The 25,497-nt window shown below is 30.4% G+C and carries 24 protein-coding genes; all 24 read left to right on the top strand.

Annotated elements, in window-relative coordinates; translation table 11 throughout:
* Positions 1 to 210 precede the first annotated feature (210 nt).
* The 24 genes from HYG85_RS18850 (at position 211) to HYG85_RS18965 (ending at position 25,496) form a co-directional block, all read left to right on the top strand.
* Positions 211 to 1,134, top strand: coding sequence for an ABC transporter ATP-binding protein (locus HYG85_RS18850; protein WP_212690961.1), 924 nt, complete (start codon positions 211 to 213; stop codon positions 1,132 to 1,134).
* 2 nt (positions 1,135 to 1,136) lie between these two features.
* Complete coding sequence (locus tag HYG85_RS18855) at positions 1,137 to 1,931, top strand: ABC transporter permease (RefSeq protein WP_212690962.1); 795 nt, start codon at positions 1,137 to 1,139, stop codon at positions 1,929 to 1,931.
* 556 nt (positions 1,932 to 2,487) lie between these two features.
* Positions 2,488 to 4,179, top strand: a complete 1,692-nt coding sequence (locus HYG85_RS18860) for an ABC transporter substrate-binding protein (protein ID WP_212690963.1) — start codon at positions 2,488 to 2,490, stop codon at positions 4,177 to 4,179.
* Positions 4,180 to 4,272: 93 nt separating this feature from the next.
* On the top strand, positions 4,273 to 5,313 hold the full coding sequence (locus HYG85_RS18865) for an ABC transporter permease (protein ID WP_212690964.1): 1,041 nt from the start codon (positions 4,273 to 4,275) through the stop codon (positions 5,311 to 5,313).
* A complete protein-coding gene (locus tag HYG85_RS18870; protein ID WP_212690965.1) occupies positions 5,310 to 6,314 on the top strand; it encodes an ABC transporter permease in 1,005 nt (334 codons plus the stop codon). The genes HYG85_RS18865 and HYG85_RS18870 overlap by 4 nt, the downstream gene beginning before the upstream one ends.
* Positions 6,235 to 7,278 (top strand): ABC transporter ATP-binding protein, encoded by a 1,044-nt coding sequence (locus HYG85_RS18875; RefSeq protein WP_212690966.1) that lies wholly within the window; start codon positions 6,235 to 6,237, stop codon positions 7,276 to 7,278. The genes HYG85_RS18870 and HYG85_RS18875 overlap by 80 nt, the downstream gene beginning before the upstream one ends.
* The gene (locus HYG85_RS18880) at positions 7,271 to 8,266 is read left to right on the top strand and encodes an ABC transporter ATP-binding protein (RefSeq protein WP_212690967.1); all 996 of its coding nucleotides are present in this window, start codon (positions 7,271 to 7,273) and stop codon (positions 8,264 to 8,266) included. Before HYG85_RS18875 ends, HYG85_RS18880 begins: the two co-directional genes overlap by 8 nt.
* Positions 8,229 to 8,447: an SPRY domain-containing protein gene (locus HYG85_RS18885; protein WP_153064061.1), complete on the top strand. Its 219-nt coding sequence runs from the start codon at positions 8,229 to 8,231 to the stop codon at positions 8,445 to 8,447. Before HYG85_RS18880 ends, HYG85_RS18885 begins: the two co-directional genes overlap by 38 nt.
* A gap of 347 nt (positions 8,448 to 8,794) precedes the next feature.
* Positions 8,795 to 10,528, top strand: a complete 1,734-nt coding sequence (locus tag HYG85_RS18890; RefSeq protein ID WP_212690968.1) for an ABC transporter ATP-binding protein — start codon at positions 8,795 to 8,797, stop codon at positions 10,526 to 10,528.
* Positions 10,521 to 10,949 (top strand): hypothetical protein, encoded by a 429-nt coding sequence (locus HYG85_RS18895; RefSeq protein ID WP_212690969.1) that lies wholly within the window; start codon positions 10,521 to 10,523, stop codon positions 10,947 to 10,949. The genes HYG85_RS18890 and HYG85_RS18895 overlap by 8 nt, the downstream gene beginning before the upstream one ends.
* A 150-nt stretch (positions 10,950 to 11,099) precedes the next feature.
* Positions 11,100 to 11,360 (top strand): hypothetical protein, encoded by a 261-nt coding sequence (locus HYG85_RS18900; RefSeq protein WP_212690970.1) that lies wholly within the window; start codon positions 11,100 to 11,102, stop codon positions 11,358 to 11,360.
* Positions 11,361 to 11,540: 180 nt separating this feature from the next.
* A complete protein-coding gene (locus HYG85_RS18905) occupies positions 11,541 to 12,269 on the top strand; it encodes a CPBP family glutamic-type intramembrane protease (protein ID WP_212690971.1) in 729 nt (242 codons plus the stop codon).
* 24 nt (positions 12,270 to 12,293) lie between these two features.
* Entirely contained in the window at positions 12,294 to 12,596 is a 303-nt protein-coding gene (locus HYG85_RS18910; RefSeq protein ID WP_113671424.1) for a PqqD family peptide modification chaperone, read from the top strand.
* Positions 12,574 to 13,932, top strand: a complete 1,359-nt coding sequence (locus tag HYG85_RS18915) for a B12-binding domain-containing radical SAM protein (protein WP_212690972.1) — start codon at positions 12,574 to 12,576, stop codon at positions 13,930 to 13,932. The genes HYG85_RS18910 and HYG85_RS18915 overlap by 23 nt, the downstream gene beginning before the upstream one ends.
* Complete coding sequence (locus tag HYG85_RS18920; RefSeq protein WP_212690973.1) at positions 13,929 to 14,144, top strand: hypothetical protein; 216 nt, start codon at positions 13,929 to 13,931, stop codon at positions 14,142 to 14,144. Before HYG85_RS18915 ends, HYG85_RS18920 begins: the two co-directional genes overlap by 4 nt.
* The gene (locus tag HYG85_RS18925) at positions 14,128 to 15,555 is read left to right on the top strand and encodes a PqqD family peptide modification chaperone (RefSeq protein ID WP_212690974.1); all 1,428 of its coding nucleotides are present in this window, start codon (positions 14,128 to 14,130) and stop codon (positions 15,553 to 15,555) included. The genes HYG85_RS18920 and HYG85_RS18925 overlap by 17 nt, the downstream gene beginning before the upstream one ends.
* Position 15,556: 1 nt before the next feature.
* Positions 15,557 to 16,897: an aminotransferase family protein gene (locus HYG85_RS18930; protein ID WP_212690975.1), complete on the top strand. Its 1,341-nt coding sequence runs from the start codon at positions 15,557 to 15,559 to the stop codon at positions 16,895 to 16,897.
* A gap of 16 nt (positions 16,898 to 16,913) precedes the next feature.
* A complete protein-coding gene (locus HYG85_RS18935; protein WP_212690976.1) occupies positions 16,914 to 19,274 on the top strand; it encodes a B12-binding domain-containing radical SAM protein in 2,361 nt (786 codons plus the stop codon).
* 6 nt (positions 19,275 to 19,280) lie between these two features.
* Positions 19,281 to 20,060, top strand: a complete 780-nt coding sequence (locus tag HYG85_RS18940) for a class I SAM-dependent DNA methyltransferase (protein WP_212690977.1) — start codon at positions 19,281 to 19,283, stop codon at positions 20,058 to 20,060.
* Positions 20,061 to 20,073: 13 nt separating this feature from the next.
* Positions 20,074 to 20,721, top strand: coding sequence for an ATP-binding cassette domain-containing protein (locus HYG85_RS18945; RefSeq protein ID WP_212690978.1), 648 nt, complete (start codon positions 20,074 to 20,076; stop codon positions 20,719 to 20,721).
* A gap of 13 nt (positions 20,722 to 20,734) precedes the next feature.
* Positions 20,735 to 21,898: an ABC transporter permease gene (locus tag HYG85_RS18950; RefSeq protein WP_212690979.1), complete on the top strand. Its 1,164-nt coding sequence runs from the start codon at positions 20,735 to 20,737 to the stop codon at positions 21,896 to 21,898.
* 39 nt (positions 21,899 to 21,937) lie between these two features.
* Positions 21,938 to 22,342 (top strand): hypothetical protein, encoded by a 405-nt coding sequence (locus tag HYG85_RS18955; RefSeq protein WP_212690980.1) that lies wholly within the window; start codon positions 21,938 to 21,940, stop codon positions 22,340 to 22,342.
* Positions 22,343 to 22,621: 279 nt separating this feature from the next.
* On the top strand, positions 22,622 to 23,779 hold the full coding sequence (locus HYG85_RS18960) for a DUF3798 domain-containing protein (protein WP_212690981.1): 1,158 nt from the start codon (positions 22,622 to 22,624) through the stop codon (positions 23,777 to 23,779).
* 118 nt (positions 23,780 to 23,897) lie between these two features.
* Positions 23,898 to 25,496: a sugar ABC transporter ATP-binding protein gene (locus HYG85_RS18965; protein WP_212690982.1), complete on the top strand. Its 1,599-nt coding sequence runs from the start codon at positions 23,898 to 23,900 to the stop codon at positions 25,494 to 25,496.
* Position 25,497 lies beyond the last annotated feature (1 nt).

Consider the following 25,497-nt stretch of genomic DNA (forward strand, 5'->3'; position numbering starts at 1 on the left):
CGCAGATAAATATTTCTCCATAAATTTAAAAATATTCTTTTTGAATGTGAAGTTATTTTATGTATTTATATTATTAGATATATATAAGTATTTATTGAAAAAACAATGAATATAGATTATATTAATAGTAGACCCATTACTTGAAAATAATATGATAAACAAAATTTTATTAAAAAGAAGGGTAAATAATAATTTTTGGGGGTGTAAGAATTGAAAGTTATTGAAGTCAATAATTTGGTAAAAAAATATGGGGATTTAACAGCAGTAAATAATATTTCTTTTTCTGTCAATGAAGGTAGCATATGTGCAATATTGGGGCCTAATGGTTCTGGTAAGACTACTACTATCAAAAGTATATGTAATCTAATAATTCCAGACGAAGGAAACATTAAGTTGTTTGGTAAAGATAACAAAAAGTCCATAGATAATATAGCAGCCCTTTTTGAAGGAACAAGAAATCTCTATTGGAGATTGACACCAAGAGAGAATCTAAGATATTTTGCTGGTATTAGAGGGTTAGGTGGTAAGAAGATAGAAAGAAAAATAGATGAGTTACTAGATCGATTTGATTTAGAAGATAAAAAAGATACTGTAGTAAATAATCTTTCCAGAGGTATGAGACAAAAAGTAGCTATAGCTATGACATTAATATGTGATACTGACATTATTATATTAGATGAACCTACACTTGGATTAGATGTTAAGAGTTTCATGGAAATAAAAAACATGTTGAGATATATCTCTAATAATATGAAAAAAACAGTTCTTCTAAGTACTCATGATATGAATCTGGTTGAAGAAGTTTGCGAAGATATTATCATATTGAATAGAGGCAATATAATAGCACAAGATACAATAGGTAATCTATTGGATATGTTTAGAAGTATGACTTATGAGATTAATTTACAAGATACTATCACTGAAGAGCAAAAAGAATACCTGTCCAACCTAGAAAATGAATTTTATCTTATAAATGATGGAGAGGCTCTTGAAATAGATATATTAGATTCAAAGGACATATATAAGATAATAGATATTTTAAAAGTAAAAAATATATTAATAAAAGAAGTAAAACAAAAGAATATAAACTTTGAGAGAGTATATCTAAATCTTACTAGTGGGGAGGGGAAATAGATATGAAGTTATTCTATTTGTTTAAGGTATCTATTGAAAAATCTTTTAAAGATGTGATTAGATACAAATTCAATACAATTTCTGAAATACTGAGCTTATACTGTCTTTTTATTGCTATGTTTTTAGGAGTGAAGGTATTTGGTTCCACTATGAATGTAAGCCCTATAGAACTGGGAAAAACCATAGAAGGATTTGTAATTGGATATTTTCTTTGGATAATAATGCTAATGGTATATGAAAATACCGCATACAGTATAACCAATGATGCCAATAGAGGTACATTAGAACAAATAAGCATGACTAATCAAGGCTTACATAAGGTATTGATTGTGAGGAGTATAAGCAATCTAATAATAAATTTGTTAACCTGCTTTATAGTCTTATTAACTATTATGGAAACAACCAATTATTGGTTGGATATTAATGTACTAGAATTATTATTAATAATATTATTAGGTATTTTTAGTATGTTTGGTATTGGGCTTATATTTGGAGGATTGGCACTTATTTTTAAAAGGATTCAATCCTTATTGAATGTGGTTCAATATTTTCTCATTGCTCTAGTTATAACAGGTCAAGGATCACTGAGTAAATTAGTAGCATCAATATTACCATTCAGACCTAGTATTGATAAAGTATATGCAACAACATTAATGGGTAATAAATTATCTGATTTTCCAGCTAGTGATTATCTGATACTAATAGCTAATTCAGTAGTTTATTTTACTATTGGATTAATAGTATTCAACCAATGCAGTAAGATAGCAAGAAAAAGAGGTTTGTTGGGTCAATATTAATTTTAATATAGAAATTATACAAAAGCTGATGGTTATCTAAATTATCAGCTCATTTTTTTTGTTGAAATTGTATGGTTATGAAAAAATATAAAAAATTAAAAACTAACTTGACAAATTATATGTGTATAAGTTAGTATTATTATATAAAAAATCTTTGAAAAAACATTAAATTATGTATATTAATAATATTATGCAGATTATTATATGGTTATATTTAATATTAACGTTCTATTAATGAATTATAAGAGGTATATATATAATACCTACTAATCTCTTTCTTATACTGGATTATTCCTAAATTATGCTTGCTCTAGCTGATATATTTCATAATTATATCTCTATCATTGACTTATGATTTCCCAAATGATACTCCTTTTGTACTCATTTTTAATTTCATATTTTTTACTGTAGTGAGCTTTTTGCCCTAAAAAATTTTAGGCTTTGCATAAAAGTTTTGTTAGTATACTAATTTTTAATGCTATGGTTTTAATGTTAAGTAGGTATATCAAATATCTTCTTATACTTTAAAATAAAAATTTATGAAAGGGGAAAAAAAATGAAAAAAATATTAACGATTTTACTAGTTCTTACTATGGTATGCTCCATAACGGCATGTAATAAAACTAAAGAAACTGGAGGAGGAGAAGTTTCAGGTCATGTTACAATAGGAACTCCTAATTTTAACGGTGATTTTATCAATGGATGGGGTAATAATTCTTATGACAACAGTATCAGGAAATTTGTTTTTGGTGGTGCCAGCAATAACCCAGCTGGATTGATGACAAGTAATATAAAAGGAGAAATCTTGTTAAATTCAATTACTGATTCTAGAGAGATAAGTGACGATGGGTTAGAACATACATTCAAATTAAAACCTGATTTGGTATATTCAGATGGAACACCATTAACTGCTGATGATGTGGTATTTACATACAATTTCTATCTTGATGAAGATGCAATAGTAGAAGCAGGAGGATCTACAGACTATCCTGAATATCTGGAAAAAGTAGAGAAATTAGACGAATTAACTATAAAATTCACTTTACTTGATCAATATTATGCAACTGATAGTCTAGTATTTATGGATAATATCATATGTGAAGAGTGGGCTACCAAGGATAAACCAGAAGATAAGACTATTCAACAACATGTTAAAGATAGCTTGATCAATAAGCCTCTAGGATATGGTCCTTATAAGATAGTAGAATATAAAGAAAATCAATATGTCAAACTTACTGTAAATGACAAGTTCATAGGAGATGTGGATGGAGATAAACCTAAGATAAAAGATATGATAGTAAAGGTTATATCAGATGAAACTAAGCTAGATGAATTATTAACAGGAAATGTAGACGTATTACCAGGATCAGTAAAAGCAGAAAATATTGATGCAGTAAAAGCTGACTCCAAGTTTAGTTTTTGCCATTACCCAAGACAGGGTTATGGGCATCTTACTTTCCATAATGACTTCGCCCCAGTAAATCACAAAGAAGTTCGCCAAGCAATATGTTATACAATTGATAGAAAAATATTCCGTGAAGCATTCTTAGGTAAATATTCTGTAAGTACTGATGGACCTTATACTTTGAACTATTGGATGATAGATCAAAAATGGGTTGATGATAATTTACATAAGTATACAGCTGACAAAGAAAAAGTTGACGAGTTATTATCAGGAGCTGGCTGGGCAAAAGGTTCTGATGGTATTTGGGCAAAAGGGGATGAAAAACTTGAAATAGAAGTTTTGGTACCAAGTCAAGATTGGGCAGATTGTCTTAACCTGACAATTGGTAAAACTGGAGAAGAATTTGGTATAAAATTCAATGTCTCTCTTATTGATTGGGCAATATTCTTGAACCATTACTATGGTAAAGAAATCTCAGATAAAAACGAAAGAAAATATCATATGTATGCATTGGCTTCTTCTCCAGCTATAGTTTTTGATGGATATGGCAGCTGGCATTCTGACAATGTTGCTAATCCTTGGGGAAGTGCTATAAGTGCCAATACAGCTCGTTTTGAAAATGCAAAGAATGATGAATTATTAATGACTATGAGAACTGCAAAAAATGATGAAATATATCAAAAAGCATATCGGGAATGGGTAAAATTAATGAATGAAGAAATGCCAATATTACCTATATATTCTAATGATTATCATGATTTATTCAGTAAAAGAATAAAAGGATTTGAAACTAATGCATTTTGGGATTGGGTACCTGCTCTTATTAAGTGTACAGTTAAATAATTACAGTTTCAAAGTAATTATTTAATTCACTCATGGTTATATATTTCATAGTCCCTATCCACAAGATAGGGACTATTAGAAAAGGATGGTAAGATGGAAAATGTAGATATGAAATCCCAAGCAGTTTATAAAAAACCAACTTTCATGGAAAAATACTCATCTCTTATCAAGTATATACTTAAAAGATTATTATTGATGATACCTGTAATACTTATAATATCATTGATTATATTTACAATAGTCGAATTCATGCCTGGTGATCCTTTGAATGCTTTCTTGAATCCTGAACAGCTTACAGGTACAACTGAGGAAATATTACAGAAGCGACAATTCTTTATAGAGAAACTTGGACTTGATGACCCATTCTTAGTAAGATTCTTTAGGTGGTGGGGACAGATTTTAAGAGGTGAATTCGGTTACTCTGTCATCAAGAATAAACCAGTAAAAGACTTTATCGGAGAACATTTCATGAATTCATTTAGAGTCAATATATATGGTTTCGCAATTGCCTTCATCATTGCTATTATTGTAGGTATAAAATCAGCTGTTAAGAGAAACTCCATATTCGATAAATGTTGGACTGTGTTTTCTATAGCAGGAATATCATTACCAAGATTTTTTATAGCTATGTTATTGATTTTTATATTCTCCATAACTCTTGGATGGTTGCCAATATCAGGAATGAGTGATCCTCTAGGATTAAGACCTGAATTCCAATACTATATTTTACCAGTATCAGTTATCACTTTAGCCTTACTTGCACCCCTGATAAAATATGTAAGAAATTCAATGTTGGAGGTATTGAAACAAGATTATATAAGAACAGCAAGAGCAAAAGGGTTAGGAGAAAAAGTTGTAATCTACAGACACGCCTTCAGGAATGCGCTTATACCTGTTGTTACCTTGATTGGAGCTTATATCCCAGCATTATTTGGTGGTTCCATCATTGTTGAAAAGATATTCGTGTGGAATGGTATAGGAAGTTTAATAAGAGATTCATATACTTTCAGAGATAGAAGTGTACTTATAATAGCTCTGACTTTCTTCGCTCTGTTGACATTGTTAGGAAATCTTATGCAGGATGTGGGTTATTCACTAGTTGACCCTAGAGTCAGAGAAGGAGGTAATAAATGATGACAAACAAGAATGTAAAAGGAAAAGAAAAAATATTATCTCCAACTAGGTTGATGTTATTGAAATTTCGAGCCAATAGGTTAGCAATGTTTGGTTTTTTGGTATTTTTAGCCATTGTTATTGTTGTATTAGTTTTTACAATATATACAAAAGTAATCAATTATGATTTTGCTAATCTAAGTCAGATTGGTGAAGGTTCTTATACAGCTCCTAATAGTAAATATTGGTTTGGTACTGATAAATATGGAAGAGATTATTTTTATAGGGTTATAACTGGAGGATACATAGCTTTACAAGTAGCATTATTATCTACTTTATTAACTGTTGGCATTGGTGTAGTCGTAGGTGCCATCTCTGGATATTTTGGTGGTATGGTAGATGTTGTTTTAATGCGTGTCGGAGAAATAGTCATTTCTTTTCCGTTTTTGGCATTAGCAATTGCTGTAAGTGCAATTTTTATTGATTATCCAGCTAAGATCAGACTATATATAATGATATGTATCATTGGGCTGTTGAGCTGGCCTGGGTTGGCTAGGATGGTTAGAGCCCAGATTTTATCACTAAAAGAACAGGAATTCATGACTGCCACAAAAGTACTAGGAATTTCAACACGCCAGCAAATAACTAAACATCTGATTCCCAATGTTATTGCTTATGTGATCGTGTCAGCAACTATAACTTTTGCAACTTCCATAATGTTAGAGGCTTCCTTATCTTATTTAGGACTTTCAGTCACTGAGCCTGTGGCAACATGGGGAGGTCTTCTTCAAAGAGCATCCAATTCAGTAGTCATGAGAAATTATTGGTGGTTGTGGCTATTCCCTGGAATATTACTATTTCTACTTGTAATGAGTGTGAACCTTATTGGTGAAGGACTTAGAGATGCAGTTGACCCTAAATCAGAAATAATCAAAAAGAAAAATGTTTTCGTTAGACTATTTGGCAGATTCTTCAGTAAACCATTTGGAGGTGCAAAGGGTGAACAAAGTATTAGAGGTTAATAATCTATGTACATATTTTTTTACAGATAAAGGAACTGTGAAAGCAGTAAATGGTGTGGATTTTATAATAGAAGAAGGTAAAACACTTGGTATAGTTGGAGAATCTGGCAGTGGTAAATCAGTAACAGCAATGAGTATTTTGAACCTAGTAGAGAATCCAGGTGAAATCGTAAATGGGGAAATATTTTTTGAAGGGGTTAATTTGGTTGATCTTAATATGAAAGAAATGAGGAAAATAAGAGGAAATAATATATCTATGATATTCCAAGAACCAATGACTTCTCTAAATCCTGTGTTAAGAATTGGAAAGCAACTGATTGAACCACTTATGCTACATCAAAAATTATCAAAAGATGAAGCATGGATAAAGGCTATAGACCTTCTTAAAAGTGTTAAGATACCTACACCTGAAAGAGTAATCAACTGCTATCCACATGAATTTTCAGGAGGCATGCGTCAAAGAGTCATGATTGCAATGGCATTAGCCTGTAGACCAAAATTACTTATCGCTGATGAACCAACAACTGCTTTGGATGTAACAATTCAAGCTCAGATATTCAAGCTTATGAATCAACTGAAAGTCACTCTAAATACCGCTATAATGTTTATAACCCATGATTTAGGTGTAATAGCTGAATTAGCAGATGATGTTGTGGTCATGTATTGTGGTCAAGTTGTTGAAAGGGCTCCAGTTGAAAAGATATTTGGCGATAAGGATTATGAACATCCTTATACAGGCGGTTTATTGAAATCTATTCCGAAACTTGACAAGGATGTAGAAAAACTTGAGCAGATAGAAGGCAGTGTTCCTCACCCACTTAACTTGCCAAAAGGATGTAAATTTGCTCCAAGATGCAAGTATGCAACCGATAAATGCAATGAAGAAATGCCAGAATTAAAAAAGGTGGAAGAAGATCATTTTGTAAGATGTTTCTATCCAGAAATGGGGAAGGATAATGAATAAAAATATAATCGTAGAAACTCAAGGATTAAAATTATATTTTCCAACTGGGGAAAAAGATAAGGATAAAAAACCACTATCAGTTAAAGCTGTTGATGGAGTGGATTTACAGATATATGAAGGGGAGACATTAGGATTAGTAGGAGAATCTGGTTGTGGGAAATCCACAATAGGAAGAACCATACTTAAATTATACAAAGCAACTGAAGGTACAATTAAATATAGAGATAAAGATATAACTGATTGGTCTATTAAGCAGATGTTGCCACTTCGGAAAGATATGCAGCTGATTTTTCAGGATCCTTATTCATCGTTAAATCCTAGAATGACAGTTGGACAGATTATTGGAGAGGCATTAGTTGCTAATGGAATGTATAAGAAAAAATCCACTGAATTAGAGGAATATGTTATGGAAATCATGGAGACATGTGGACTTGATAGTTATATGATTCACAGGTATCCTCATGAATTCTCTGGAGGACAGAGACAAAGAATTGGTATCGCTAGAGCACTTGCATTAAATCCAAAATTTGTTGTATGTGATGAGGCAGTATCTGCTCTTGATGTTTCTATACAATCTCAGATCATCAATTTATTAGATAGTCTACAGAAGAAATATGGAATGGCTTATTTATTCATATCTCATGACTTAAGTGTAGTAAAACATATTAGTGATAGAATTGCTGTCATGTATCTTGGCAATTTCGTTGAATTAGCTACTAAGGATGAATTATATAACAATCCTTTACATCCTTATACGAAAGCTCTACTATCCGCAATACCTGTCACTGATTTGGAAATAATAAAGAATAAAAAGAGAATAGTATTAGAAGGTGACATACCATCTAATGTTAATCCACCATCAGGGTGTAAGTTTCACACACGATGTCCTATTGCCACTGACAAATGTTCAAAAGAGAAACCACAATGGGAAGAAGTTACAAAGGGGAGATATGTTGCTTGTCATTATAAAGGAGCTGATATCAATTAAGGATAATGTTTCAAGGGGTACTAAAGTAAGAAAAAAAGAAGAGAATAGTCTTAATGGAACCAAACTGGAGAGAGGTGATACTACCGCTATAATCATAGCAGCACTTACTACAGTTCTTCCATTTGGATTAGGAATCTTTTTAATATATCTAATTTTCATAAAAATTCTCTTTAAAATATAATATTTGGGTTCTTGTATTAATTAATATAATGCAAGAACTTGTTTTTTAGTTTATATAATAAACCTAGAAAACTCAATATTGCAAAAAAATCATAAAAAGTATATAAAAATACATAAATTTATCAAAATATACAATAAATAATCCTTGTATTATTTTGAAAAATAAAATATAATAAACATATAAGAAAATTTAGAATATAATCTGTTTCCATTAACATCTCTGGGCTTTGCTGATATAAATTCCAAAATGAACAATCTATTTTAATAATAATAAAATATTAAATTATAATATAAGTATACATTATTTATAATAATGAAAGTTAAAATAATGAATGGAGCTGTTTACATATGCTAAAAGATTATCTAAGGAAATATGTCAAATATCTAAGACCATTTATAAATTATGAAGTTATGATTTTTATTATTCTAGGGTTAAGTTCATTGATATCTTTAGTGAATCCACTATTATTCAAAGTTATCATAGATAGAGTTTTAATTTTAAAAGAAGTTGAGTTATTAAATTATGTAATAGGCATATTCTTATTCTTTTATATAATTAATCTTTTGATGTCATTTTGTAATGGTTATCTCAATTTATATGTAAATCAATCCATAGCTAAAAATATTAGAAATGATTTAGTGAATCACCTGCAAAAATGCAAACTACATATTTTGGAAAATATCAAAGTAGGTGATGTAGTAAGTAAAAGCATTGATGATGTTAGTACAGTGACTGGATTCATGACGGATACTATCATTTCTATAATAAATAATTTTACGAATGTTATAATTACAGCTCTTGTCATGTTCTATTTCAGCTGGAAATTATCGTTGATAGGTATAATCTCAGTTCTTATCCAGACATATATATCAACAAGATATGCTAAAAAAGTTAAAATCAATCAAGAAGAGATTAGAGAAAAAGCGTCTGTACATATTAGTTTTCTAAAACAAATAATGTCTAGTATAAAAATAATTAAGGCTTACAGTAAAGAAGAAGCCAATTCCCAGAATTACGATAGTTTATTAAAAAAAATTATTCATCTAAGTTATGATAGGTTCTTAATAATTTTTAAACATAGCAGTTTTGTATCCCTAGTGTCTTTTGTAAGCTCTATGCTCATTTTCATTATTGCTATATATGAGATATATAAGGGAAATATGACCGTAGGGGTATTCTTTGTTTTTGATACTTTGGTTGAACGATTCAATCAATTTTCTAGTGCACTAATAAATCTGAATATTAATATACAAAACGTCATGGTGGCATTTGGTAGGATAGAATCTATTTTCAATATGAAGGAAGAGGACAACCTATCATTAAATGAAACCATAGAAGGTTCTGATATCATTGTGGACAACCTTAGTTTCAAATATGAAGAAGATAGTAATATTGATGTAATAAAGAACCTTTCATTACAATTTAAAAAAGGTAGTAAATATGCAATAATCGGTGAAAGTGGAGAAGGGAAATCAACCATATCCAATTTACTAATACGTTTGTACGACATTGAAGATGACAAAGGAAATATCATAATAGGAAATAAGAACATAAAAAATATTAATATTTATAAACTCAGGCAAAAGATCAGCGTAGTATTTCAAGAAGGTTATTTGATAAATGGCAGTATCAAAGAAAACATATTATATGGAAACAGTAATGTGCAAGAAAGTTATTTTCAGAAAATATTGGAGTTATGTCATATACAAGATTTTATCATTCAATTGCCCAATGGAATACAAACTATAATTGGAGAAAATGGATTCAACTTATCAAGCGGACAGAAACAAAGAATATGTATAGCAAGAAGTCTTCTCAGAAATTCTGATATATACATTTTTGATGAATCATTTTCTAATCTTGATAAAAAATTAGAAAGTAAGATATACAATAATATATTAAAAGAATTCCAAGATAAAACAATAATATTTATAATTCATAACTTGGACTTGATAAAAGGAATGAATAACATCTGTGTATTGAAAGAAGGTAATATTGAAGCTATTGGAAGTAGTGATGAGCTTATGAGAAAGTCAGAGACATACAAGGAATTATTGGATAGGGGGAAAAGCATTGGATAATAAAAAAATGATTATAGCAGTTAAAGTATTGTTTGTACTTTGTTTTATACTAACCTGCCTTTTCTTGATAGGTCTGAATATGCTGAAAATACAAGAGAGATACATTGTTAATGGTAAATTCTTTGGAAGCGGTGAAGATACATATTTTATGACTAATATCCTTAACGATAACAGTTTAGGAGAAGTTAATGAGATACTTTCATTTCTGACATATGATTTTTATTTGGATAGTGAATATGAAGGGATAATCATTGAAAAAAGTGAATGTGAGCTTGGTCTTGAAGAAGGAGATGTTATTAGATATAAGATACAGTTTCAACCAAATGTGAATACATTTGATCCAGACAAATTATATGAATTTCAAGTGAGTAAGGATGAAAAAAGTCTGCTGTCAATACTACTTGAAAAATCTGGTCTATAAAATAATAGTTCTATTCATTGCTGGCTAATCCTTAAATATAAATTAAGATTAGTTAATAAACATAGTTTCGTAATATTATCTTTTTAATAGTGTACATATATATTCATTTGATAATCTTATGAAATTATGTAAGGAAGGAGGTGCAGTAATATGTTACCAAAACCTAACATAATCAAAATGCCTAATGCTTCTACAAATATGTTCATGGGTTTGAATGGATGCGGTAGTGGATACAATACTCAAGTAATTAGTACTAAAGCTACTTGTAGTAGTGACTATTCATGTCATCCTGTATCAGGTGATAACTGTGTAGATTCAAGCTATAGTTCAGGATGTGGATGGACATTGGGAATCGGAGCAGGTGGTGCTGCTGTAGGAGCAGGTGTTACAGTTGGTATTGCAATAACATAATGATTAGCTGATTATACTTACTCTCAGGATGAATCATATCCTGAGAGTAATGTAAAAAACTTTTTCAAGAATACGAGGTGATGACTTATACAAAAAGCTATCAAACTAATAAAAACTAAAGATGATTATATCTATATTATACTATATATTATTCCATTTTTTTATGTTGATAAATATGGTTTGCTGTTCTTAATTGCAGCAATCAGTATATTATTATTGATGAGATTCAATGAAAAAGTATACATAATAAAAGATAACATACAATGGATGGATAGCATATATATAATATTTAGCATAATAGGATGTTATCTTATTTCAATTTTACTTGACTTAGGGTATTTTAATAAAGGATTAGTCATAAATGGGATTAATCTAATACCATCATATATACTTGCTTATTATTTTATAATACCTATCGTTTACATGATAATAAGACAACCATTGTATTTTAAAAATATGTGGAAGATCAATTCTAAGATAGGTCTATTTACAATACTTATATGTTTACCCAATATTATAACTAGTATAGTAAGAATTATTGTTGGTGCCTATAATTATATTTCACCTGATAATCTCATTCAGAATATATTTCGATTTATTTTTATGGCAGCTTTATTGGAAGAATTGTTTTTTAGAGGATTCTTATACAATTTTTTTAAGAATATAATCGGTAAGACTAGTTCTACAATCATAACTTCACTTATATTCACATTTTGGCATATGTCACTAGTTAATAATGCGTTTAGCAATTATTCCATGGGAGCAATCTATAATCTAATTGCTATCATGGTTTTAGGAATAACTAATTGTTTGATAATAGAAAGAACTAAAAGTATTATCCCATGTATTGTTTTTCATGCAGTCATAAATGGGACATTCCTAAATTTGATATTACTATTTGTAAATTAATGGATTCTTGGATAGGAGGATATTATGGATAAGAATTTGGTACCAGAAGTAAAAACAATCAATTGGAAGGGGGAGGGGGATTATGCGGTAGTCAATAACAATTTTGAAAAATTACTTCTCAATAAATCTGTAAAACTTGTGCTTGAATTAATCAATGGTATAAATACTATTGATGATATCAATAATATTTTGATAAATGAATATAAAGATACTGACGAACCACATTATATTGAAGAAATAGTTGAGGAATCAATACAATTATTGATTGACAATAATATTATTAATATGAAAGAGGATGAAATAGATGGGTGGTTACAATACGAATAACATTCTACTGATTAATCTACCAATTCAAACTTATCTACAAAAAGATTTTTCTAGTGATACACAATATAATCCATCTTTAGGTCTGATTTCACTTGGAACATGGCTGGAACTTAATGGTTACTTAGCAACTGTAATTGATCTATGTTATCATAGAATGCCTTTCAAAGAGGTAATAGACAATATTGAACAGCTACAGCCAATTTTAATTGGTATTTCGGTGTACACAGAAAATATTGATTTAGCAAAACTATTTGCTGAAAAAATAAAATCCGTTTATCCCCATGTACCAATTGTATTAGGTGGACCTCATCCCACACTTGTACCAGAAGATGGCATGGAATCTCAATATGTTGATTATATTATTAGAAAAGAGGGGGAATCAACCATGCTTGAATTGGTTGAAGCCATAGAAAGCAATGAGTATCTCATAAAGCTGGATGATATAGACGGATTAGTTTTTAAAAGAGATGGAAGGATTATTAAGAATAAGCTTAGAAAACAGTGTACAGATCTGGATATTGCCCCACTAGTAAAAAGAGATTTGGTAGATCTATCAAAATATAAAGAAATAATAAACATATTTACGAGCAGAGGATGTCCAGGTAGATGCATTTATTGTTCAGCAACTACATTATCTGGAGCTACATACAGAGTAAGAAACATAGAAAACGTATTTATGGAAATAGTTATGATGCGAGCACTATTAAATACAAAAGTAATGAAAATATATATTGTTGATGATACATTCACGGCTATTCCTGATAGAGTTAAAAAATTTACTGAACTAATGACTGAATATGACCCTGACATCTATTGGCATTGTGAATCAAGAATAGACGTGATGTCAGAAGAATTACTCAATCTCATGTCAGAAAATAAATGTATAGCTATACAATATGGTATTGAAAGTGCCAGTCAAGAAGTTTTGGATAGCATTAGAAAAGGAATAGATCTTACTAAAGCACGGAAAATAATTGATTACACTTACAAGAAAAAGATATTCCTTTGTCTATCTTTCATGGTAGGTCATTTCTGTGATACCAAAGACACTATGGAAGAAACATATTTATTTATAAAAGAGATGTACGAAAAATATAGAGCCGAAATTGCACTGTCATTTAATACTCCTTTTCCTGGAACGTGGCAGCATACCCATAAAGCCAAACTTGGATTAGAAATAACTGCTGACAGATACAAACAATATTCTTTATTGGATCCTATTGTTAAAACTGATAACTTTACTGTTAACGACCAAAGGGAAATATTCTATAAATCATCTAAATATCTAGCTAGAGCTGTAAAAATAGAAAGTTTGAAAAGAGAGTGGGTAAAATGATAAATAAAATAATTCTAAGAACTACATCCAACTTGAGTTTTTGTGGAGAAATAGTTACTAATAACCTGTTAAATGAAAAGGGAGCATTATTGAAGACCAGCCCAAAATCAGATATCAAGATATGGTGTCCCATTGATGAAATAAAGACTATCATATATCCAGATGGAAAAAAAGTTGAAGGGGAGGATATAAAACATGAACTTAGATTATGATAAAGTCTATACATTGGATAATGAGTTTGAAATAATAGAAAAAGATAATAAATATTTGTTTATTGATTATAATAATGTCAATTGGCTTAGAACCAATTCAACTGGAAAAGAAATATTGAATAGATGCGATGGAAAAGAAACCTTACAAAACGTTATACAGCAAATATCAGAATTATATTCTTTTGGAACTGATTTTCTAAAAGAACAATTCAGCGATTTCTTAAAAGAAGCTATCAATAAAGAATTGTTATTGAAATCAGGTCATTCCAAGACTATTTTGGAACCAGCTTCCGCAGAGTATCCTAATGATGTATGGATACATGTTACAGAAAAATGTAATCTAAGATGTCCCTTTTGTTATTCCAATTCAACATGTGCTGATGTGGAGCAAGAAGAGGTGGATATTGATGCTGTAATAGGTTTTTTAGAAAAAATACCGAAAGATTATCGTAGTACAGTTTTAATAAGTGGTGGAGAACCATTTCTATTTAAAGGGTTACCAACATTGACAAAAAGATTGAATGAACTAGAATACAAGAATATTGTAATAATAACTAATGGTACTGTTGGTAATGAAATATATAAGGAAGTCTTACCTAATATCCATTCGTTACAAGTATCTGTTGATGGTACCCAAGCAGAATATCATGAAAGAACAAGAGGTAAAGGTTCCTTTGATAAGATGGTAAAAAGTCTCAAATTAGCTAGAGAATTTAACATTAAGAGATTGATTATTTCATTCACACCTACTAAATATAATATAAGTAATCTGCCAGAGATACCAAAGTTTGCATATGAACATGATATAGATAGTATTCATCTGACTAGATTAATGCCTGTCGGCAGAGGGGTAGACAACAAACCAGTCATTGAATCAGATCCTGATGAATATGAAACAAATGTAAGAGAATTCATGAAAAACATGGAAAGAATCAATAGACGTATTCATTATATTAGGGAGACAGAAGAGTTTTTCCTAGAAGAGGATAAGAAGAGAAAATATGTTGAATTATCCATGGCAGCGGATCAATCAAAAAAAGTCATTAATAGGCATAAAGTCACCAATTGTAGTCTAGGATGCGGTACTATAAGTATAAGCAGTGACAATAATGTGTATCCATGTCCTTCTCTTCAACATGAAGAATATAGGTTAGGAAATATATTGGAAGATAATATGGAAGATATTATGCAAATAGGTAAAGAAGTAGCATGTAAATACTCTGTAGACAATATATCAACCTGTAAAGATTGTAAAATGAGATATTTCTGTGGTGGAGGTTGTAGAGCTTGTGCTCTTGGTAATGAAGGTAATATTGATGGAGAAGATCCTTTGTGTGAATATTATATGAAAGCTATGCTTGAGATAATATGGAACTATACAAGACCTATCATTGATAAAGAGGGGGCATAACATGAACAATCTAAATCTAAGGAATGTCATATCTCATGATATGGATTTCAAGTATCCTGTATGGCACCCTTATTCATCAGTCAATAAAGATTACTTCAGTATGCGTAATTTTGTTCGCGGTGAAGGTATCTATCTATTTGATGTAAACAATAAAAAATATATTGATGCATCAAGTGGTTTGTGGAATATCGCCTTAGGTTATGGAAATGAGAGAATAATATCAGCAATAAATAAACAGTTATATGACTTACCATTTACTTCACTCTTCTATTATACTAATCCAATAATAATTGCTTGTGCTAATAAGATACTATCCTTTAGTGAATGTGATATGAAGAAGGTATTTTTTACATGTTCAGGTTCTGAAAGTATAGAACTGGCTATTAAAACTATGAGGGAATATTGGACTATCAGAAAACGTGATGACAAGAAGACAATAATCAGTTTCAATAATTCATATCATGGTACACATTATGGAAGTATGGGTGTAAGTGGTTTAAGCAGGAAACATATAGCTGGATATGGTCCATTAGTAGATGATATTGTATTTTTTGACCCTGAGATAGAACAGAAAGATGTATCTAAAAATGAGAGAGATAATGAGGAATTACAGGCTATAGAAGAATATATCATTAAGAATCATGATAGAATAGCTGGTATTTTGATTGAGCCTATTCTTGCTTCTAATGGTGTATCTATTATTACTGACAGATATATTGATATGATACAGAGATTGTGTATAGAATATAATATCTTGATAACAGTAGATGAAGTAACAGTAGGGTTCTATAGAACTGGAGAAGCATTATATAGTAATAGCCTTAGTATTGAACCAGATATAATTTGTATGGCTAAGGGAATCAACAATGGGTATCTTCCTTTGGGTGCAGTTATGTTTAATGAAAAGATATATTCCGTATATAATCAATCTGATAAATTATTATATCATGGAACTACTCAGGGAGGTAACCTAGCATCATGTGCGGCATGTATAGCTGCCATAGAAGAGTATTCAAGACTTAATATTGGAGAGAATGTCAAACATATTAATTCATATCTCATGGATAAGCTAAGTAAAAACATCATAAATCATAAAAATGTCAATGATATATGGGGCAAAGGCTGTCTTATACAAATAGAGCTTATAAGAGAAAAGAAGAATAATAGTCAGCTTTCTATACAACAGATAGGGATATTGAAGTATGAATTATTGAAGAAAGGTCTAATAGTATCACATGCTGAGTCAGGATTGACATTATTGCCTATGTTGATTATGAATGAAGAACAGGTAGATGAATTAGTAGGTATTCTTGAGCAGGTATTTTCTAGTATAGTATTTTGATTGGGGTTTTGCAGAGATGTTGGATGCAGTATTAATCTATATGAATGTAGTCAATGGATATATTACAGGAGCAGAATATCAGCTTGATTCTGCATATGTCATGTCTTATTTACGGAAGAATGAGGTTGAAGTTATTCAATATATAAATAAAGATATTAATAATTACCATGAGTTGATTAATGACTTGTTCAATTATAAAACAGATGCATACATTTTTTATATTAATGAATACAATTATTATATTTCAAAAGTCATCATCAATGGATTGAAATCTTGTATAAAAGATAATAGGATAATTGCTTTTGGACCAGTAAGTAAATATATAAGTCACAACCTTCTAGATGAAGTCATGATTGATATATGCGTCTTACAAGAAGAACCAATGACCATTTATAATCTTATCAACAGTTATAGTTTAGATCATATAGACAACATTATTTACAGAAAAGGAACTGAGATTGTTGAAAAGGGTATTAGATATTATGATTATACCCTAGATGATATTGGATTTCCCTATAGCAGTGGTTCTGTTCCAATAGAAGAAGTGGAGAACGTAGGATTGATTACATCAAAAGGATGTTACGGTAATTGTGCTTTTTGTTCTTATACGAAGAATAGGTATTTAACCCATAGCATTGAAGGCATCATTGATGAATTGAAATATATCGAAAAATACTTTGCCTATAGCAGTCTTAAAATCAATTTTTATGATGATTGCTTTTCCATAAGCAATAATAGAACCAAAGAATTATGCAAAGAGATAATCAAAAACAAAATAAAATATACATATTGGTGTTGTACAAGAGCAGATTTATTATCTGAAGAATTAATTGATCTAATGAGTGAAGCGGATTTTAAAAATATTGTGATTGGTCTTGAAACAGCATCCAACAAGGTTATGTCTAAGCTTGGTAAGGCTGTAGGTAGTGAGAATTCATCCCAATTCATTGAAAAGGTAAGAAAATCTTATAAAAAGTGTGAGGAGGTAGGAATTAATCCATATATAAGTATTAACTTTGGATTGCCTTTTGAAAAGTTAGAAGATGCATTTAGGACTATAGAGTATGTGAAAGATAAAAAGATGGACAATATAAGCGTATGTTTCATGACAAGTTTTCCTGGCAGCAGGATCTTTGAAAATAGTAGATTATATGATACCCACAAGGATATGTCACCCACAGTATTACCTTATAGAACTTATTATCATAATTATGATATGGGTAAAATTCATAATCTGCTGAAACAGAAAAATATACTTAATGATATTTATATTGAGCAGTCAACTAGAAAAAGCAAAATAGTCAAAGATATCCTATATTATTATTCAGGAATACCTTTTAGTAACAGATATAGCAAGTTTAACAATATATTTGTAAAAGATGATGCCAATGACTATTTGGATTTTATTGATAATTATATTAATATCAATGGAAGAATTATTCACAATAATAATAAGCTTTCATTAAGTAAGGATTATCTTTTCTGTGATGATAGAAAAAATATAAAATACTGTATCAAGGAGTATGACCATACTCTAGAAGCAGCCTATAAATCAGATAAGTATATACCATCAATAATCAGTACTAGAACCAAAGACAATACTACTAATATACAAATAGATAACTTATACGATAGTAAAAAGCTTAGTATCACAACAAGAAGTTTAAATAGCCTACAAGATTTGATAGAACTAGAAAACAATGCTGCAGAAGTCATGAATAAAGGTTACTTCACAATTAATGATATTAAGCAAGGGATTATTCAAAATTCATGCATGTTCAGTGGAATCTGTACCTTAAGTCAGTTTAATAGAGTAACTTTGTCAGATGAAAAGGTTAATCTTTGTATTAATCATGGACATGTAGGCTCAACTACTGATACTACCAATCAATTGGTAGATAACTTATCAAAACAAATGGAACAAAACAGTAGTGCTGAGTGTAGTAACTGTAAATTTTATAGTAAATGTTCTAAATGTACATTTTTACCACATTTCCTGAACCGTAAAATGTTTTGTGAACATATTAGATGTAATCCTAAGCTTTGGCACTATCTTAGAATGAAAAACATATTGTATCACTATCACACCTTTAATCTATTTAATATTGAAGGTGAGGATAAGATAAGATTCATTATATGCAAAGATTGTAACTCCGGAGATTCATATTCCTTCAAGGATGAGGTAGTGATGTTTGAGTATGACTATATATCCATTATCTACAACTTAGAGAGTAATACCATGATATATTGTACAAAAGATGAACAAGATACAGCTAAGTACTTAATGGGATTGAAGGAGGATATTTCGTTTAGTAATGAGCGTTATATAGATATAATACTGAAATTAGAAAAGAATAATATGCTGGTTGAGAGGTGAATATAATTGGAATACTTTGGATTCTGTAAAGAAATAAATGAGATGAGTTTATCTGATATATATGAAGAGGAAATATATTCTGGACATTTTGCCAAGTTCTATGATACTAATGTAAATGATATATTTGATGTACCGTTATATGAGAAGCTGGCAAGGGAATATGGTAATCATATTATGGAGTTTGCATGTGGCAGTGGTAGAATTCTAGTGGAACTATTGAAAAGAGGATATGATGCTGCTGGCTTGGATATATCACAAGATATGCTGGAGATATTAGAAGAGAAATGTTCTAAGTTGGATGTAAAACCTACTCTTGTATGTGATGACATGCTTAGACATGTTTCATCATCCAAATATGATATTATTATTCTAGCAAGGATTACTATATGTTTATTGGAAGATGATGAGACAAGAATAAAATTATTCAATAATGTCTACAACAACCTGAGAGATGGAGGAGTATTCGTATTCAATTACTTGGATTGTCCAAAAGAAATTGAATTAGGAGAAAAAAGACCAACATTCTTATTTGACAAAGATAAAAAAGGTTATGCAATAATAAGCGAAAAAATATTAGAGGATAGATCAATAGTTAATATTTACAGTGAAACCAATATAGATGATAAAACTAAGAGATACATTACTTCAACATCCAAATATCTATTAAATAATGAAATGATTAGTAATATTATTGATCAAACAGCTTTCAAACATGAAAAAACATATACTTTGAATGCTGTTAATTATGAGACAGGTAAAATGAAATTTGTTGTCTTAAAAAAGTAAAGGAGCTATTGCTATGATAAAAGTAGAACATTTATCTAAACAGTTTGTTAAGAAGAAGAGACGGATTAATGTTATTAATGATTTTAATTATGAATTCCAGTCAGGGAAACTATATTTGATTAAAGGAGAATCGGGAAAGGGTAAAACCACTTTACTCACATTGCTTGCATTTTTGCAAAAAGAAGATGGTGGTAAAATTATTTTTAATGATATTATAGTTAGTAACCTGAAACAAGAAGAGAAATGTAATCTTCGTAGAAAAGAGATAGGTATAGTATTTCAGGATTACAATCTTTTTGATAATCTCACAGTAATGGACAATGTAGTTATTGTAGATGTGCTGAAAAACAAGATTAATAAAGAAGAAATCTATAATAAAGCAAAAGACATAATTGGAATACTTGGATTAGAAGATAGAATCAACCATTATCCATATGAACTGTCAGGAGGAGAACAACAAAGAGTAGGTATTGCACGTGCTATACTCAAAAATCCATCTATTCTGATATGTGATGAACCTGTATCTAATCTTGATAAAGATAATGCAGTCAACATTGTAGAATTCATTGATGGTTACTGTCATAACAAAAATAAAATTGTAATAGTGGCAAGTCATGATGATTATTTTGATGATTGTGCTGATTATGTAATAAATCTGTAGGGAGGGAAATAATATGAGCAAAAAGATTTTCATGGATATTTATTTTGAGAAGAAAAGATTCCTAATAATATTTTTTGTTTTTCTTGTTCTGCTTTTAACCTATGGAGGAGTACAATATCAAATAATTAAACAGCAGACTAAATCTGTTTTAACACCTGATATCAACCTTAAAGGTAAATCAAGCCAGGATGGAGTTTTCCATTATTGGTTATATCATGATGTGGATGGATTATCAGATGCATTGAAAGAACTATATGGAAAAGATATGAGCGTATATAAAACCATTACAAGAAATCTTTACTATATAGATGATCGTCTTACTTTTCAAAGTATATATTATGTAATTACCGGTGTTGAAGACAAATTCTTTCAACAAGAATTAAAGAACAGTGTTGCTAAAGGAAGGCTGCCAAGGAGTGGTGAGAAAGAAGTAGTAATTGGTCCATATTCAGCTAAGGAATATAATCTAGGTATAGGTGATTTGGTGAATCTAAGTGTCACATTAGAGAAAGATATAGCTGATGTAGAACCTAATCAATATAAAGTAGTAGGTATATTGGACGACAATGTAGAGCAATTCAAATCTTCAATCATGCTTTCTATAGATACATATGAAACTTTGAATGATACAAAAGTAATAGAAAATGAAGTTCTAGTGTATTTTAAGAATAATGATAGCATTAATATCTACAAAGATACTATCTCTGAATTTACTAACATGATAGGAGAATATAATGTGGGAAGTACATCTTCCAATTTTAAATCTAATAATAATAAGCATAGTAATATAATAATAAATATTGTTATGATGCTTGTCAGCAACTTTATCATAGTTTTCTTATTGATATCGTATCTGATGAAAGGCTTATCCAAAAAGATAGGTTTGTTAAAAGCTCTAGGACTATCCAATAGATATATCAATAAAATCTTTGTAGGAGGATTATCTATAGTGGTAGGAGGAGTATTTGTCATTTCTATTTTATTAGTGTCCTTGATCTTGAATGCAATGAATAATAGTGCAACTAGTTTTTTGGGATATGAGATGAACATATATTCTATGGATACTGGAGTCATCATATATATGGCAGGGCTTTGCTTGTTTATTATAATCATCAAGTATGTACTGATTAAACTTAAGACATATAGAATATATCCTATGGAAGCTATGGTGAAGTAATTAAATATCTGATTGTAAATTGTTATAGGGGGAAAGCCTATGAAAAGAGATACAAAACTATTATTGGTCTTAACTGTGATATGTATATCATTTATTTTTGTATTCAATTTAATGAATAGACAGCATACGTCCAAAGCAGCGTTTGAGGAAGCTGTGGATTTTGGAAAGTACTCAGACAGTATATTTATACCTTTTGATGTCAAAAAAGATTCCATATTGAAATTTGAATGCAGTGCATCTGTAGAACAAGGGAATATTACAATACAGATTATTAATAAGGGAAATGAAATCCTATATACAAAAAGCGGAAGCAACTACGAGGATTCTGTGGATGTGAAGATACCAGAAGGTTTATGGTATTGTAATATTATTATTAACAATAGTAATTCTCCAGATGATATGGCTGAAAAAGGAACTTATAGTGTTTATGGAAAACTAAAATAATATAAATTATAACAAGAGAACTCTTTAATTAAAATTATTGATTAAGGAGTTTTTTATTATGTATAAAGATAATTATTATATACCTCATTATTTTTGTTGAAAACATACATAATACTATGTCCAGTAAAATATATTATATTAATAATAAGATACATGAGATAAAATAACAACATTATTTTTTTTAGCTGATCTTAGACAACTTGTTACTAGATTTTATATAGGACATTAGCTATAAGTTAACTATCAATTAATAAAAAGAGATTGCGGGAGGTATTATTAATGAAGCAGTTAAAAAGATTGTTTTCAATTTTTTTAGTATTAGCCCTTACTGTATCAATGTTTGTAGGGTGCGGTAAAAAATCAACTGGTGACTGGAAGATAGGTATCATTACTGGTACAGTTGCTCAAAATGAAGAAGAATATAGGGCTGCACAGAGGACAAAAGAAGTATTCATGGAGAGATATGGCGAAGATAAAGTCATCCTTCAGACTTATCCAGAAAAATTCATGGATGAACAAGAAACTGTTATAGCCAATATAGCTGGTATTGCAGCTGATCCAAAAGTAAAGGCTCTTGTTATATGTCAAGCGGTTCCTGGTACATCAGCAGCAATAGACAAGGTTCTCGAAACAAGAGATGATCTGTTGATAATTGCTGCTACATCAGGAGAAGATCCTAACATGATAGCTGACAGAGCGGATCTATGTTTCCAAATGGATGAAGTTGGAATGGGTACAGCTATAGTTGAGCAGATAAAAAAACAGGGAGCCGAGACATTGGTTCATTATTCATTCCCAAGACATATGTCATATGCTCTACTTGCAGCAAGGAGAGACCTACTAAAGGAAAACTGTAAAAAAGAAGGTATAAAATTTGTTGACGCCACTGCTCCAGACCCAACTGGTGATGCAGGTATATCTGGTGCACAGCAATTCATCCTAGAAGATGTACCTAAAAAGATTAAGCAGTATGGAGAAGATACAGCTTTCTTCTCAACCAACTGTTCCATGCAGCCACCATTGATAAAATCTATATTACAACAACATGGAATATATCCTCAACCTTGTTGTCCTTCTCCATATCATGGATTTCCTTCTGCTCTACAAATTGAAATCCCAGAGGACAAAAAAGGCGATGCTAACTATGTTGTTGAACAAATAAGAAGAATCAATGCTGAAAACAATATGACAGGCAGAATGTCTACTTGGCCTGTTCCTGTTAATATGATGTTTATTGAAGCTGGTGCAGAGTATGCGTCACAATGGATTGAAGGAAAATGGGGGGATAAGATAGATAACGAAAAATTAAAAGAATGTTTTGTTGATTATACAAGTAATTATGGTGATGACATTGATATCAATGTTACTCTACTAGAAGAAAACGGTAAGAAATTCGATAATTATTTCTTAGTTCTTATAGACTATATAGACTTATAAAAACTATTACTTATATAGGTAGGAGCTGACTCATAATACATCTATCAAGAGTTTACCCATTAAAAGTATTATGAGACAGCTCTTTTTATTATCTAATTAAAAATATAGGAGGAGAACAATGGAATGTGATTATTTACTTGAAATGAAAAATATTAGTAAGAATTATTCAGGTAATCAGGTTCTAAAAGATGTAGAACTAAAAGTAAAACCTGGAGAAATACATTGCTTAGTTGGAGAAAACGGTGCAGGTAAATCTACTTTGATGAATATACTTTTTGGAATGGGCGTAATTCATAATACAGGTGGATTTGAAGGAGAAGTATACTTTGAAGGAGAAAAAGTTGATGTGAAATCTCCAAAAGAAGCAATGCAGTTAGGTATTGGTATGGTACACCAAGAATTCATGTTGATTCCAGAATTCACTATAACAGAAAATATAAAATTAAATAGAGAAATCTTGAAAGATAACTTAGTAAGCCGTGCTCTAGGGGAAAAGCTAAAAACAGTAGATTTCAAAAGAATGAATAAAGATGCTAGAAAAGCTCTTGATACACTGGAAATAAATATTGATGAATGGATAAAAGTAGCTGGTTTACCTGTTGGACATATGCAATTCATTGAAATTGCAAGAGAGATTGATAAACAAAATGTAAAACTTCTTGTCTTTGATGAACCAACAGCTGTTTTAGCAGAAAGTGAAGCAAAAAATCTCTTAACAGCCATGAAGAAGATAGCCAATTCTGGAATTGCTATTCTTTTTATTACACATAGGCTTGATGAGGTCATATCCATAGCAGATAATGTTACTATTCTACGAGACGGAGTAAGAGTGTGTAATAAAAGAGCAGAAGAAACAGATGTTGGGGAATTGGCTGAACTTATGGTTGGAAGAAAAATAGATATACAAAATAAACAGGCTAGCAAAAATATCTCACAGGAAATTATACTGGATATTAAGAATTTATATGTAGATATGCCAGGAGAAAGAGTTAAAGGTATTGATTTACAGATACGTAAAGGTGAAATATTTGGAATAGGTGGACTTGCAGGTCAAGGAAAGATAGGGTTAGCCAACGGTATAATGGGTCTATATCCATCAAAAGGTGAAGTGCTCTATAACGGAGAAGAATTGAACCTTAATGATACAAAAAATACATTAAAAAAAGGATTTGCTTTTGTATCTGAAAACAGAAAGAATGTTGGTTTGATTCTTGATGAATCCATTGAACTTAATATGATCTTTACTGCACTCAATATAAAAGAGCAGTTTTTGATTAATCTTGGATTATTTAAGCTAAAGAACTTCACTAAGATTAAAAAGTATTCAATGAAAAGGATAAAAGAACTGGATATTAGATGTACAAGTAGTAGACAACATGTGGGAAGATTAAGCGGTGGGAATCAGCAGAAAGTATGTATTGCCAGAGCACTTACTCAAGAGCCGGATGTATTGTTTGTTTCAGAACCCACAAGAGGTATAGATATAGGTGCTAAGAAATTAGTTTTAGACCTTTTATTAAAACTTAATGAAGAATTGGGTATGACCATCATCATGACTTCCTCTGAGTTAGCAGAAGTAAGAAGTATAGCAGATAGAATAGCCATTATAAGCGAGGGGAAATTAGCTGGAATATTGAAACCTTCCGATACTAATAAAAAATTTGGATTACTTATGTCAGGTATTCCATTAAACAAAATAATGGAAGAGGAGGCGTAAC

Origin of the sequence: Vallitalea guaymasensis, assembly GCF_018141425.1 — a bacterium.
GTDB classification, from domain to species: domain Bacteria; phylum Bacillota; class Clostridia; order Lachnospirales; family Vallitaleaceae; genus Vallitalea; species Vallitalea guaymasensis.